A 15,010-nucleotide genomic window follows, 5' to 3' on the forward strand; every position below is an offset into this window, starting at 1 on the left:
AGATGATTTATGGCCCGGCAACGAACAAAAAGCGTTGGAACGGCTTTCGGCATTTTGTGAAATCAAACTCGATGATTACAAAAGCCAACGCGATTTTCCCAGTAAACCGGCCACCAGCACTTTGTCACCGTATCTGGCCAACGGCCAGTTAGGCCCAAGAAGATTACTGGCCACCATTCAGTTTTATTGCGGTGAAGCCAACCGTGACTGGCGTCATGATGACTGGCTACGTGAACTTGCCTGGCGAGATTTTTACAAACAATTATTGCTGTATTTTCCACGCCTGAGTATGGGTAAAGCATTTAAACCGGAAACCGAAAAAGTTATCTGGCGCGATGATGAAGCCGGTTTCAAAGCCTGGTGCGAAGGCAAAACCGGCTTCCCGATTGTCGATGCCGCAATGCGCCAACTTAATCAAACCGGCTGGATGCATAATCGACTCAGAATGATCACCGCCAGCTTCCTCAGCAAACTGCTACTGCTCGACTGGCGTCGTGGTGAACAGTATTTTATGCAGACATTGATTGATGGTGAATTCGCTGCCAACAATGGGGGTTGGCAATGGAGTGCTTCAACGGGTGTCGACGCCGCGCCCTACTTTCGGGTATTCAATCCCACCCTGCAATCCGAACGCTATGATCCACAGGGCTTGTTTATCAAACGCTTTATCCCGGAGTTAAAAGACGTATCGAGCAAGCAACTGCATAATCCACCAGCAGAACTCCGTGAACAATGCGGCTACCCGCAACCGGTTGTGGATTATAAACAAGCCAGAAAAGATGCGATTGCGGCGTTTAAGGATTTGCCGAAAGATTAACTTTCAATTGTATCCAGAGCTTTTGGTGCCAGCACTCTAAAGCTTTAATCTGCGGATAAATATCTTTTAAACCCCTGAGGTTAATTACTAAAAATCAAGTCCCAATCACCCCACCATCCTCTTTGGTGATAAGCACTGTGGCAGAACGTGGTCGGCCATTAGGTTGATGATCAGGCCAGTTGCTTGCAGCAGTAGGATTTTGAGGAGATTTCACGATGCCACGTTTTTCCAGCACCTCAGGCATTTCGCCGGGATGTTGAATATTGACCCACATGGTTTTCATATCCGGTGTCATGATAACGCCGGTGACTTCACAACCAATTGGTCCCGTCAGAAAACGGCGGATTTCGCCGGTCTCAGGATCAGCTGCCAGCATCTGGTTATTACCAAAATCTTTGAACGGCCCGTCATTCATCACACTGGAACTGACATCTGTCTGAATCCATAACACACCACGATCATCGACATATAAGCCATCTGGATTAGCGAACTGTTCGCCCTCGCCTTCCCCCCCCAGCACAAACACCTGCCAGTTGAATTCCGTAGCAGTAGCATCGGTTTCACTGAATTTAATGATATGACCGAATAGATTCTGATTACGTGGATTAGCTGCATCTTTGCCGGGATAGCCTTCACTACCCCGCTCGCTGTTATTGGTTAGCGAAACAAACACATCATCGGTGTGGGGATGAACTGTAATCCATTCCGGGCGATCCATTTTAGTGGCCCCAACAATATCGGCTGCTGCACGGGCATGAATCAACACATCAGCCTGATCGACAAAACCATTTTCAGCAATTAAGCCATTTTCACCAAATACCAGTGGCAACCAGCGGGCGCTGCCATCTTCTTCAAAGCGGGCAGCATAGAGAATTCCGTCATCCAGCAGACGACCATGACGTGCCCCTAAGGTGCCATCCCAGGCATCGCGAGTAATGAATTTATAGATGTATTCAAACCTGGAATCATCACCCGAATAAAATGCAAGGCGACCATCTTTACCGATTTTGTGAGCCACATTTTCATGAGCAAAACGGCCCAACGCGGTGCGTTTAACCGGCATGCTTTGCGGATCATAAGGATCAAATTCCACCACCCAGCCAAAGCGATTAACTTCATTGGGCTCTTTATCCAGATCAAAACGTGGATCAAACTGCTGCCAACCGTAATAACTGAAGCCTAATCTGTAACGCTTCCAACGGCGTTCGGTATCGGCGTCTCTAGGCTGTTTTTGATCATAAACAAAGTAGTAATGAAAATTCTCTTCGCAGGTCAGATAAGTGCCCCACGGGGTTTTGCCATTCGCACAATTGTTGAATGTACCCAATACTTTTTTGCCTTGAGGATCGGCTTGAGTTTTCATCAATTCATGTCCTGCTGCCGGACCACTAACGGTCATTTCGGTATTTGCAGTCAGCCGTCTTGCATAACTTGATGGACGGATGATTTGCCATTGACCATCAACATGCTTGACCTCAATTAGCGATACGCCGTGCGCATTTTGCTCTTTGGCGACTTTGTCGGCGTTGTAGGTTTCCGGTGAATGGTCATGGCTGCCATCAGTATGAATTAGGTCGAGATCCAGATATTCATGATTCATCACCAACAGGCCATGATCATTACTGTTTGAGCCTTTGGGTAGCGGAAAATACTGCAAAGCATCATGGTGCATGCCGGCTTGTTGCAATTGATCGGCAGCACTGTTGCTGGCATCCATGTTAAATGCCGGACCATCTGAAATCGGATCACCCCAGCGGTAAAACACTTCCGCCCGATAACCTTCCGGTACTACGACTTCATCCAGTAAATCAGCAGCTGGAATCGGCTTAAAGCCAAGCAGTTCAGTGTGATTGCGAAGCATCGTGTTAGCAGAAGACAATGGCATAGCGGATGCGAGCATCGCGCCAAGACTGAATTGCAATACTGAACGTCTACTCAGTTGCTTTTGCAGAAGGTGATCGAAGTGATTTCCTGACATGTTGGTTCCTGAGAGTTTGGGTACTTCGCTATTTGGCTATTTTCAGCGGATTCCATGACCAGACGATGACAGTTAGCAATGCTGTTCTAATGCCCACAAAACATGCTCGCGAATTAATTCCGAATGATACTCAAGCCGGGCGTTCAATGCCGAAAGTACCTCATCTGAGGTTTCGGCATTACCTAAAGCGATCGCAATATTTCTCAACCAGCATTCATAACCAATGCGTCGGATCGGGCTGCCTTCAAGTCGTTGGAGAAATTCTGCTTCGGTCCAGCTAAATAAATCTACCAGCTTTGGTGCATCCAGCCCTTCGCGTGGCAAATAGGCTGATTCAGTAGTCATCTGGGCGAATTTGTTCCATGGACATACCAGCTGACAATCATCACAGCCATAGATACGGTTGCCCATCATTGGGCGGAATTCCACAGGGATACTACCGCGAAGTTCGATAGTAAGATAAGAAATACAACGTCGAGCATCGAGCTCATAAGGTGCAACGATTGCCTGCGTCGGACAGATATCAATACACGCTGTACAACTGCCGCAATGCTCGGTGACTGGCTCAGTCAGCGGCAACGGCAAATCGGTATAAATCTCGCCAAGAAAAAAATAAGAACCGTTGTCTCGATTGAGAACATTGGTGTGCTTGCCAATCCAGCCCAGGCCGGATTTCTGTGCCAAGGCTTTCTCCAACACAGGAGCACTATCGGTGAATACACGATAGCCCATTGCACCAACTGCCTCTTCAATTCTTTGTGATAGGCGAAGTAAACGCTTACGCATCACCTTATGATAATCACGTCCAAGTGCATATCGAGAAACAAAACCAAGATCGCTATCACCCATCACCTGCCAAGCATCGGCTGCGGTTTCCGGCCAATAGTCCATTCGGGCAGTGATAACACGGATAGTGCCCGGCACCAGTTGTTCGGGATGTGACCGCAAACTGCCATGGCGCTCCATAAACTCCATCTCACCATGAAAGCCCTTCGCCAGCCATTGCTGTAATTGTTCTTCTGCTGCAGACAAGTCAATATCGCTGACGCCGAGCTGCTGAAAACCCAGCGATCGCGCCCAGACTTGCATATCTGCAAGAAGCGCACGGGAGGACTGCACTGTATTTGGATCGGCCATGCAGGCTATTATAGTGAACTGAATTAATTCCTCCGGACTATTATTTTTATGTCGAACTTGCCGCACGAGCTCTATACAGCAGTACAGACCCGTGAATTGGAACGAATCGTCACGCAGCAGCACAATATTTCCTCAGCAAAATTAATGTCTTGTGCGGGGACAGCGGCATTGGAGGCCATCAGAAATCACTTCCCTCTAGCCAGACATATTCTTATCGTTTGCGGTACCGGCAATAATGGCGGCGATGGCTTCGAGCTGGCAACACAGGCATTAGCTAAAGACTATCGCGTCAGCATTTTTCAGCTTGGCGATGAGCGTGGAATGAGTGAAGAGACCACTACAGCACGCAAAGCCTTACTTGCCACCGGCACAGAAATTCAACGTGTTGCAGACAAATTACCCACCGCGGACGTTATTGTTGATGCACTTTTTGGCACTGGTCTTAACCGTGAAGTAAGTGGTGACTACGCTTTAGTCATTGAAGATATCAATCAACATTCGAAACATACTCCAGTTTTGGCTTTAGATATCCCATCAGGTATTCATGCTGATACAGGACAGGAATTGGGCACCGCCGTTCGGGCCACTATCACGCTGAGTTTTCTTGGATTAAATACCGGTTTATTTACCGGTGACGGCCCGAGTTTTTGTGGCAAAGTCATTTTTGATTCATTAAAAGTACCGCCCTCCATTTATAACGTTTTCCCCCCCACTGCTCGTCGAGTCAGTCTGGAAAAAGATGCAGCAGGACTGAAGCCTCGTGAGCGTACAGGCCATAAAGGTTTGTATGGTCATTTATTAATTATTGGCGGCGATCACGGTATGTCAGGTGCAGCCCGACTTGCTGCGGAAGCAGGTGGCCGTGTTGGTGCAGGTTTAATCAGTGTTGCTACACGCAGTGCACACAGCGCTTTTTTCAATCTGACTCGTCCGGAACTTATGTGCCATGGCGTGGAAGATGCTGGAGATCTGGAAGCATTATTAAGCTCGGCCAATGCGTTAACTATTGGACCGGGTTTAGGACAGGGTGAATGGGGAGCGGCATTATTTCAGAAAGCGCTCGAAGCAAAATTGCCTATGGTTGTTGATGCTGATGCACTAAATCTGTTGAGTAAAAATCCGCAACATCGTGATAACTGGGTACTCACTCCGCATCCTGGTGAAGCAGCGCGTTTATTAGGTTGTAGCTCTAAAGAAGTCCAGTCAGATCGTTTTGCTGCAATTGGTGAATTACAAAAACGTTATGGCGGTGTAGTGGTTTTAAAAGGTTCCGGTACATTAATTTCCAATGGCGAAACACCTATCCGTCTTTCAACATATGGAAATCCGGGTATGGGAAGTGGTGGTATGGGAGATGTATTGGCCGGGGTAATTGGCGGTTTACTGGCTCAACATTTCAAAGTAATGGATGCGGCTTGTGTTGGTGTGACAATGCACGGCATGGCTGCTGATAAAACCGCTGAACAGGATGGCGAGCGTGGTACTCTGGCAATGGATTTAATGCCGCATCTTCGTAAATTAGCTAACCTGAATTACTAATATGATTTTTCTCGCCGACGAACAAGCAACTTTGGATTTGGCCGCTAAACTGGCGGTTTTATTACCTGTATCGGCCTTTTCAATTCATTTGAAAGGAGATCTGGGTGCCGGAAAAACTACCTTTGTTCGAGGCCTGCTTCAGGCTTTAGGCCACTCTGGCAAAGTCAAAAGTCCTACCTATACACTGGTCGAACATTATCAACTCAATGAGCGGGATGTTTATCATTTTGATCTTTATCGCCTCGCTGATCCTGAAGAACTGCTTTATCTCGGTATTGAAGATTATTTTTCCACAAACGCCCTGTCATTAATCGAATGGCCTGAACAAGGCAAAGGTGTGCTGCCGGAACCGGATCTGCTTATCTCATTGAATTATCAGACTTCTGGACGACAAGTGACTTTTACCCCTTATTCGGCAATGGCTGAGCAGATCTGCGAAAAACTTCACAATTAATTCAGCTTTACTCTGTATCTCATTTAAAAATATAGAAAAAAGTCTTGATTTTTTATTCCGTCAAACACAAACTAGGGCTGTGTAAATTGCAGGAACCGACTATGTCTCGTGTATTTTTGGGATTGATTATGCTGATGTTAACTGCCACTGCGCATAGCGCATCGGTAGAAAATATCCGTGTGTCCCAAAATGACAACATGACAAGAGTCGTGCTGGATCTGGACCAAGCTCTGGAATATCAAAGCTTTACTCTCACCAATCCGCATCGTTTAGTGGTTGATATCAAAGCTGCCAAAGTTAATAAGGCCCTTATCGCTCCTACTTTCAATAGCGCTGTCGTCGATAAAATCCGCCATGCCCAACATGATCAAACTACTTATCGGCTGGTTTTTGATCTAAAACAAGCCACAGATTATGAAATCCAGGCGCTGGCACCGGAAGGTCAATATTCCCATCGACTGCTGGTTGATTTAAAACACGGACCGGCAACTGCCGTAGCCAGCAATAAACCTGTGCAGCAGACAGCAGACAAACCTGCTGAAAAAGCCCAGACTCCTGCACCAACTCAACAAGCAGCTGCAGAAGAACCTCCACAGTTGGTGCAAACGGCTACCGCACCTCAACAAACACAAATGGATTCATCCGTTGTAAGAAGCCGACCGGTCTTGCCACGTCGGGATATCGTTATCGCAATTGATCCAGGTCATGGTGGTCGAGATCCCGGTGCTATTGGCCGCAACGGCACCCGAGAAAAAGATGTGGTATTGGCGATTTCACGAAGACTGGCAAAACTGGTCAATGATGAACCCGGCATGCGCGCCTATATGACACGTGATCGCGATGAATTTATCACCTTGAGACAACGTATTCAGCGCGCCAAACAGAACGGTGCGGATATGTTTATTTCCATCCATGCAGATGCATTTCAACGTACTAGTGCCAGAGGTTCATCGGTCTATGTGTTATCGCCTCGCGGAGCCAGTAGTGAGGCCGCGCAGATCTTGGCTGATCGTGAAAATGCGGCCGATCTGGCGGGTGGTATAAGCCTTGAAGATAAAGATGATTTGCTGGCCTCGGTGTTACTTGATTTATCGCAAACCGCCAGTCTGGAAGCCAGTTTGGAGGTCGGAAACAGTGTTTTAAGCGGTTTGAAACGTGTTGGTCCGGTCCATAAAAAACAGGTTGAGTCAGCCGCGTTCGTGGTACTTAAATCTCCAGATATTCCTTCGGTTCTGGTGGAAACAGCTTTTATTTCCAACCCGGAAGAAGAACGCAAACTGAATGATGTGAATCATCAAAACAAACTTGCTCAAGCCATGTTGACCGGGATCCGCAGCTATTTCCAACGTAATCCAATTACTCAGCAAGTCAAACCGCAGCAGCATATTGTCAGCCGCGGCGATACGTTAAGCACCATTGCACAGCGTTACCGGGTGAATATGATGGAGCTTAAATCCACCAATAATCTGCAAACCAGCACCTTGCATGTCGGTGACATATTAAAGATCCCTTGATCATTTCCGACTGCGGATTTCCTGTTCGCAACTGTTAAACTGTGTCGATGCTGACACCTAAACGAATCCATGCCCTGCCCTTACAACTTGCTAACCAGATTGCGGCTGGCGAAGTTATCGAACGACCGGCTTCGGTCATCAAAGAACTGGTGGAGAATAGCCTTGATGCTGCCGCCACCGAAATCGAAGTCACTATTGAAGGATCCGGCAGCCAATTAATCCAGGTTCGGGATAACGGTTTCGGCATTCATCCTGATGATCTCGGTTTAGCGTTAAGCCGTCATGCCACCAGCAAAATTTCATCCAGTGACCAGTTGAGTCAGATTGCCAGTTTGGGGTTTCGTGGCGAAGCCTTGCCAAGTATTAGCTCAGTTTCCAATTTAAGTCTGGTTTCCAGACAGCATGACAGTGAGTGTGGCTGGCTAATTCATCATGAAGAAGATAGTGCAGCACCGGTGGCACATCCTCCCGGAACAACCGTTGCCGTGCGTGATTTGTTTTTTAATCTACCGGCTCGACGCCGCTTTCTTCGTAGTGCTCGTACCGAACAGCAACAAATCCTAACTACATTGCAACGTCTGGCATTAAGTCGGTTTGATGTACGTTTTCAATGTGATTTAAATGGCCAACAAAAATTAAATCTGCCGATTGCTGAAACGCAGGCACAACAATTGGTCCGAGTCGGCAAGATCTGTGGTCAAGCTTTTGTCAAACAGGCATTGGTCATTGATCAACAGTTTGATTTTATCGACATCAAAGGCTGGTTGGGGCATACCGAAACGCACCGACCACAGGCCGATCAGCAATACTTCTTTATTAACGGTCGTGTTATTCGTGATCGCCTGATCAGCCAGGTAATTCGCCAAGCCTATGCAGAGTTGATTCCACCGGGTCGGCATCCGGTCTATGTTTTATACATGACTATTCCACTGGATCGGGTTGACGTGAATGTTCATCCAACCAAACACGAAGTGCGCTTTCGGGAGACCCGACTGATTCATGGATTAATTCATCGTGCTGTGAGTGATGAATTACATCAGCAAATCAACACCAAGTTGTCTCCAACATCATCACCAGTGGAGCAGCAGATTGCAGAATCTTCTTCCAGCTATCAGCGACATAATTTATCAAGCGTAAACGCTGCATCCCCCATTCAGACCTTGTTTCCAGTAAATCACGCTGCTCCAACAGATGCATTTCAGTTAGTTCAGCTGCTACATCAACGCTTCGCCTGGGTGCGTTTTCGGCAGCAAAATTATCTGATTGATTTACCCAAGGCCCTAGCAAATTCGCGCCAACAGCAATTTGCCAGTGAGTTGCAACAACTGCCATTAAAAAGCAGACCGATATTGGTACCACTGAATATCGCTTGTACTGCTGCTCAGCAAAAAGCTGTTACTGAACATCAAAGTTTGCTCAATGAATTTGGCTTTGAGTTACAACCCCAAGACATGTCCCTGACCATTAAAAAAATACCGATTGTGTTGGCACAATTGGATTTGAATACTATGTTGAGCAGCGTGATTGATGCGCTTAACCAAAAAAATATCGACGCCATCTCGCTTGGCCAACATCTGTTGAACTTGTTACATACGACTGACCAACTTCAACTCCAACAAGCTGAACAATGGCTGCAAAATGCCTCACCACAAAAATCTATTGAACAGCCTTGGTGCCGGGAACTTGATTTGCTAACACTTGGTAGCTTATTCTCGGACTGATTAAACATGCACTGAGGCGGTTTTCACATGGATCGAGCCCGTACTGGTTCCACAATAGTTGCAGCGATTTTGGCTGTTATCGTGATATTCCTGTTTGGTTATTTGTTATGGAGTGACGCGCCGCCCAATCGCAGTGAACTCACTGTCGATCCTCCGATTGAAGTGATCGAGCCGGATTTACCGCTGGAAATTATCCGCTCCGCCGAACAAGAATTACCTGACAGTGACGCCATCCGTGAACGGGAAGCAGCAGAATTTGTGGATCAATTGGCTGGCGCTGATGACAGCACCATTATTGTTAATGAATATCAGGATATGTTTGTCCGCCCGGATAGCATTATTGCCCTGCCAGAACTCGAGCAACGCACCACAACATTAAAAAGCCTTATGGATGATAAATCCCTTAGCGCCGATACTCCGCTGACACTGCGTTATACCGAAGAAATCAGAGAGCAAACCACCCTGCAACAACTGGAAACCGAAGAAGAGGATCATATTGCGCCTATCACCATTGTGACTGAACAAGGCGAGACCATTACGGCACCATTGGTCGAATTGCTGCAACGTGAAGATATCGATCAATCTGCCCCTGTAACCCAGATCCGCGAACAACAGCAAATCAAACAAATCAAAGCCAGCGAACTGGCAGATGCTGATATTGCAGAAGATCAACAAATGTCGGTCACCATCAGCCGTGGTGTACAAAAACTGGATATCGCTGATTTAATTGATAGTGATAGTGCAGATATGCAGGACAGCCTGTTTTATCTGCATCGGGTAACTGAAGAAGATATTCAAGGACTTTGGGGAATCATTCAAACCGGTTTGATCCGTAATTTCCGTCAGGGGATCCGGCTGCAACGAAATGGTACTGAGCAGAAAGTCAGTGTGCTTATTCCAGCGGATGCCGATGAACCCTTACCCGATGGCCTAAGTTCTTTTTTAGGATTAATCCTGCATAAGAAAGTCTCAACCAGTTATGTGTATAACTTCAATACCCATACCATGGGACATGATCCTAATCTGATTCATCCCGGTCAGGAATTGATTCTAATCCGCTTTTCCGCTGAAGAATTAAAAGATATTTACCAGTTCTTTGCCGAGCAACGCAGTAACGATTCGCAAACCTTTGCTATTGGTCGTTGATGATAGTTGAGATCATCTTGATTGTGTTTGTGCTGGGCATTATTGCCTTTGCATGGTGGTTTCCATTTGAGTGATACGGCGTTTGTTGAACTTGCCGTAACGTAACATCACACTTGGTAACACTAATAAGGTAAGCAAAGTAGACGAAATCAACCCCCCGATAATAATGGCGGCCATCGGCCCCATAATTTCGCGTCCCGGACTGTCCGCGTTTATGGCTATCGGAAGCATGGCCAATGCTGTAACCAGCGCAGTGATCAAAATGGATGGCAGACGCTCAAGCGCACCTTGAATAGCGGTTTCCATAACCCAGGATTTACCTTCGACTTCAATCAGATGTTGATAGTGTGACACCAGCATAATGGCATTACGTAAGGTAATACCGAACAGCGTCACAAACCCCACCAGTGAACCGATGGATAACACGCCTCCGGTTAACCATGCAGCTACTACACCACCCAATAATGAGAACGGTAGGTTAAGTAAAACCAGCCAGGTATTTCGCACACTTTTAAGTGCCATATACAATAAAATCAACACCACTAGTCCCACCAGAATGGAATGCACTAACAAATCCTTACGTGATTCCGCTTCCGCCACAGCCGTACCAGTAAACTCAGGATAGGTGTCTGCATCAAACTGTACTTCCTGATGCACTCGCTGCTGTAATTCGTTAAAAAACGATCGTAAATCACGACCACTGACATTACAGGTGATGGTTTGCAAGCGTTGTGCACCATGATGCAAAATCGCATGACGGCCGGAAACTTGCTGTATGTCGGCAACATCACCTAACGTCAGCATGCGCCCATCCATAGTTCGTAATGGCAGATCTAATAAATGATGTGGCTGCTCACGTAATTGCGGTGGCAATACCACAAAAATATCGAATAACCGATTACCTTCAGCAATTTGCCCAACCTTGATGCCATCAAAAGCGGCTTTAATGTTTTGCATCACCGTGGCAGGTTGCAGGCCCCATTTCGGTAACTCTTCGAGCTTTATACGCACCTGCAATTGTGGCTCACCTGGAGGTGCACGTAATTGAATATCGGTTGCGCCCTCAATATCGGCCATCACTGCAGCGACTTCACGCGCCTTGTAATCCAGCGCATCGAGATCATTACCATAAATATTCACAACTACTGGCGAAGTGTAGCCGGATATGGTCTCGTCGATACGCTCGGTCAGGAAGGTATTAACCTCTGAACTAATGCCGGGAAAGGTTTCCAATATCTCGCGAATTTCATCCAGAATCGCTTGCTGCTCCGGGCCTGAAAGCGGTTCAAGATCCACTTCGTATTCGCTGTAGTGAGTGCCAAACGTGTCAGCACCACGCTCTGCTCGTCCCGCCCATTGGGATGTTGCTCGCACCCCAGGAATAGCAGCAACCTGTTGCTCAATCAAACCACCAATGCGCAAAGATTCCTGCAATGATGTGCCAGGCACACTGGCAGTATGGATAATGTAATGACCTTCTCGCAGTTCAGGTAAAAACCGACCACCAAAAAAAGGCAACAAACTGGCTCCTGCCACACAAAATATCAGCACCGCCAACATCATTAATTTGGGAAACTGACAAGTCACTCGCAATATCCGGCCGTAACCGATTTGTAACCAGTGAATCAATGGCGGCTCGGTAGTGCGTGTTACACCAATCCGGCTTAACAAGGTGTGACAAAGCGCCGGGGTAACAGTTAACGCTACGAGTAGGGATGCCAGAATCGCCAGAATATAAGCCTGGCCTAATGGCTCGAACATTCGTCCCGCCACGCCGCCAAGCGTTAATAACGGCACGAACACCAGCATTACAATCAAACTGGCATAGACCACCGAACCTCGCACCTCCATAGAGGCTTCATAGACGATTTGAATAACTGGCCGTGGTTCTTTTAACGCGGCGTTTTCCCGCAATCGACGAAAGATATTTTCGGTATCAATAATGGCATCATCGACCACTTCACCAAGGGCAATCGCCAAACCGCCCAGCACCATAATATTAATATTGACGCCAAATTCGAGCAGCACGATTAAGGCCGCAAACAACGACAACGGAATCGCTGTCATCGAAATAATGGCGGTGCGTAAATTAAACAGAAATAAAAACAGCACCAATAACACCAAAGCGCCCCCGACCAGCAAGTGGTGACGAATATTAGCCAGTGAAGTTTGAATGTAGTTGGCCGGGCGGAATAGATCCGCATGCAACTCAATACCATCAACCTCAAAGCCATCGCGAAACTCGTTCAAAGCAGTTTCAATACCTTGCGTTACCGCCAGCGTATTGGCTTTATATTGGCCGATAACCATCAACACAATGCCTGCCTTACCGCCAATGGCTGCACCGCCGATTGCAGGGGCAGCGCCATATTCAATCGTAGCGACATCCCCTAGATATAAAACCGACTGGCCTTGCTGACGAATCACCACTTTTTCCATCGCTTTGGCAGTGACGGGCTGACCGATAACTTGAAGCATCATGCGTTGGTTGGCGTTTTCAATAAAACCGCTGCCCTGCAATGCTGTGGCTTCACGCGCAGCGGCAATAATGTCTAATGCGGATAATTGATACATAGCCAGCTTTTGCGGATCCAGCTGAATTTGCATTTGTCGTTCAGCACCACCAAACACATTGATATCGGCCACACCATCTACCGCAAGCAACCTCGGTGTTAAAGTCCAATCCACCATTTCGCGCAGCCGCATCAAGCTCTGCTGATCAGATGTCAAACCGATGGTCATGATGGTGCCGGAAGAGGACTCAAGCGGCACCATCAAGGCTGGTCCGACGCCTTGCGGCAACTGGCCTTGCGCTGGCATTAAGCGTTCAGAGACTAGTTGACGGTTAAGATAAATATCAGTGCGATCTTCAAAGGTAATAATGACCACTGATAAACCGGGCGTTGATGAGGAGCGGACAAACATCACATCCGGTAAGCCTCCCAGCGCATTCTCAATAGGCTGGGTAACCAGTGTTTCCACCTGTTCGGCGGTAAAGCCCGACGCTTCCGTTTGAATAATCACTTGTTTAGGCGCGAACTCAGGAAATACATCCAGACTGGCTTTATAAATCTGATAACAGCCATAACCCAGCATCAACAAAGCTAATGCCAGCACCACTCCTCGTGCCCGAACCGAAAAAGCAACCAAATGAGAGAGCATCCGTGTTCCTGTTTAGTTAGCGTATATGGGCTTACAAGTATGGCGACTAGTCATCATCATCGTCTTCATCATGAATTTGCCATTTGAATTCTTCCGATAACAACGTCTGAGCGCCGGTAGTTACGATTTCATCTCCCGGATAAATGCCATGTTGCAGAAAAACCCCTGCAACTGATTCAATGCCATCGATCAATGAAATCCGCTGAAAACGCTCTTTGTCGAGTTGCAAATAAGCCCAAGGCTGGCCCGCGTACCAGATAACTGATTGATACGGGATGATAACGCCTGACAATGCTGTGTCAGAATTTGGCACCCAGACTTGTAACTGGCTCCCCTCTCTTAAATGCGCTGTTTTATTCAGGAAATACCATGTTTCGCCACTCAACACCGGATCAGCGGCAAATGCTGCAGCGACTAACTGAGCCTGGCCAACCGTGTCGGGTTGATTATTTTGCTGCCAACGGATGGTGCTTACCTTTTGGTTCAGACTTTGATTCACTGGAAGCGTAAGTTTTAATAAAGTATGTTCCCGAGCCATCAAAAGATTAAATTCATCACTGCCTTTGATCACCCAATCAGCGATAGGCTGCGGCCATTGATGGCGTATTTCAGCGTGACAATTTTTGACCAGTTGTTGTTTTGATTCTACTTCGGCTTGCGCTTGAGTCAGATTGGTTTGGGCGAAGTGAACTTCTTTTGATGCCACGCTGCCGGTGGCTTGTTGCAGGGTTTTCAGTCGCGCTAATTCTTTATTCATACCCTGTTCGTTCACCTGAGCGAGGCGCTGGGTCATTTCAAGCTCTGTACAACGGGAACGAGCCAATCTCATATCTTGAGTGGGCAACACCACAGCAACCGCCCGCATCTCAGGAGTAAAGAAACTCACCATCAGTTTTTGGCTTTTAATCGCGGCCATTTCCTGCGCCGCTTCAGACAGCTCAACCGACAGCGCAGAATGATGCGTTAAAGTATTATCTTCATCATCATCGCCCTCAGAATTTTCAGCAGCGTCGAAAGCAGTCTGGTTTCGCTCAACAATGAAAGGCAAAACAAAATATAGCGCTACAATTACCGCTAAAACACTGATGACCCACAACAAAACACGTCTATTGGACTTCATTATCTATTTGCTGCCCTGCTGCAAAAATCACACGGCATTACAGCATGACTACATAATTGTCACAAGGAGAACTTCCTACATCCACTCACAGGACTTGACAGCTAGTTAAGGGACGGGTTTAATACCGCACCTTGTTGGCTCGATAGCTCAGTTGGTAGAGCAAGGGATTGAAAATCCCTGTGTCCCTGGTTCGATTCCAGGTCGAGCCACCATCGAATTCAAAGCCTGATATGTTTTCATATCAGGCTTTTTCGTTTCTAACGATCGAGCGTTGCAATTTAACAACATTCACATATTTCCTTAATATATACGCAAGAGTGGTTACCTAAAAAGTACTTCTCTGCCGCATAAATCCCAAAATCCAAGTAAGTTAGCAAAACTTTACACTCTGCTATCAAAGAACCTTTGATACGAGAATTTCG

General features: G+C 47.0%; 10 protein-coding genes and 1 tRNA gene. 7 read left to right on the forward strand and 4 right to left on the reverse strand.

Going from position 1 to position 15,010, the window contains the following annotated elements; genetic code table 11:
• Positions 1–265 precede the first annotated feature (265 nt).
• Positions 266–817 (forward strand): FAD-binding domain-containing protein, encoded by a 552-nt coding sequence (locus A9E74_RS14775; protein WP_245652126.1) that lies wholly within the window; start codon positions 266–268, stop codon positions 815–817.
• A 94-nt stretch (positions 818–911) separates the two neighbouring features.
• Here A9E74_RS14775 and A9E74_RS08890 read toward each other — a convergent pair whose 3' ends face one another.
• Positions 912–2,795, reverse strand: a complete 1,884-nt coding sequence (locus A9E74_RS08890) for a PhoX family protein (RefSeq protein ID WP_069296275.1) — start codon at positions 2,793–2,795, stop codon at positions 912–914.
• A 72-nt stretch (positions 2,796–2,867) separates the two neighbouring features.
• Complete coding sequence (gene queG, locus A9E74_RS08895; RefSeq protein ID WP_069296276.1) at positions 2,868–3,932, reverse strand: tRNA epoxyqueuosine(34) reductase QueG; 1,065 nt, start codon at positions 3,930–3,932, stop codon at positions 2,868–2,870.
• Between the two features lie 48 nt (positions 3,933–3,980).
• Here queG and A9E74_RS08900 point away from each other — a divergent pair, with 48 nt between their 5' ends.
• The 5 genes from A9E74_RS08900 to A9E74_RS08920 all read left to right on the forward strand — a co-directional run bounded on the left by A9E74_RS08900 (position 3,981) and on the right by A9E74_RS08920 (position 10,306).
• Complete coding sequence (locus A9E74_RS08900) at positions 3,981–5,471, forward strand: bifunctional ADP-dependent NAD(P)H-hydrate dehydratase/NAD(P)H-hydrate epimerase (protein ID WP_069296277.1); 1,491 nt, start codon at positions 3,981–3,983, stop codon at positions 5,469–5,471.
• A 1-nt stretch (position 5,472) separates the two neighbouring features.
• Positions 5,473–5,925, forward strand: a complete 453-nt coding sequence (gene tsaE, locus A9E74_RS08905; protein WP_069296278.1) for a tRNA (adenosine(37)-N6)-threonylcarbamoyltransferase complex ATPase subunit type 1 TsaE — start codon at positions 5,473–5,475, stop codon at positions 5,923–5,925.
• 101 nt (positions 5,926–6,026) lie between these two features.
• Positions 6,027–7,439, forward strand: a complete 1,413-nt coding sequence (locus A9E74_RS08910) for an N-acetylmuramoyl-L-alanine amidase (protein ID WP_069296279.1) — start codon at positions 6,027–6,029, stop codon at positions 7,437–7,439.
• Between the two features lie 47 nt (positions 7,440–7,486).
• Complete coding sequence (gene mutL, locus A9E74_RS08915; protein WP_069296280.1) at positions 7,487–9,160, forward strand: DNA mismatch repair endonuclease MutL; 1,674 nt, start codon at positions 7,487–7,489, stop codon at positions 9,158–9,160.
• Between the two features lie 27 nt (positions 9,161–9,187).
• Complete coding sequence (locus A9E74_RS08920; RefSeq protein ID WP_069296281.1) at positions 9,188–10,306, forward strand: hypothetical protein; 1,119 nt, start codon at positions 9,188–9,190, stop codon at positions 10,304–10,306.
• A 39-nt stretch (positions 10,307–10,345) separates the two neighbouring features.
• Here A9E74_RS08920 and A9E74_RS08925 read toward each other — a convergent pair whose 3' ends face one another.
• Together A9E74_RS08925 and A9E74_RS08930 are read right to left on the reverse strand one after the other, a co-directional pair.
• On the reverse strand, positions 10,346–13,468 hold the full coding sequence (locus tag A9E74_RS08925) for an efflux RND transporter permease subunit (protein ID WP_069296282.1): 3,123 nt from the start codon (positions 13,466–13,468) through the stop codon (positions 10,346–10,348).
• A 46-nt stretch (positions 13,469–13,514) separates the two neighbouring features.
• Positions 13,515–14,588: an efflux RND transporter periplasmic adaptor subunit gene (locus tag A9E74_RS08930; protein WP_069296283.1), complete on the reverse strand. Its 1,074-nt coding sequence runs from the start codon at positions 14,586–14,588 to the stop codon at positions 13,515–13,517.
• A 136-nt stretch (positions 14,589–14,724) separates the two neighbouring features.
• Between A9E74_RS08930 and A9E74_RS08935 the strand changes: the two genes are divergently transcribed.
• Positions 14,725–14,800: transfer RNA gene (locus A9E74_RS08935), tRNA-Phe, on the forward strand.
• Positions 14,801–15,010: the final 210 nt, after the last annotated feature.

It is taken from the genome of Methylophaga muralis, assembly GCF_001720165.1.
GTDB lineage: Bacteria > Pseudomonadota > Gammaproteobacteria > Nitrosococcales > Methylophagaceae > Methylophaga > Methylophaga muralis.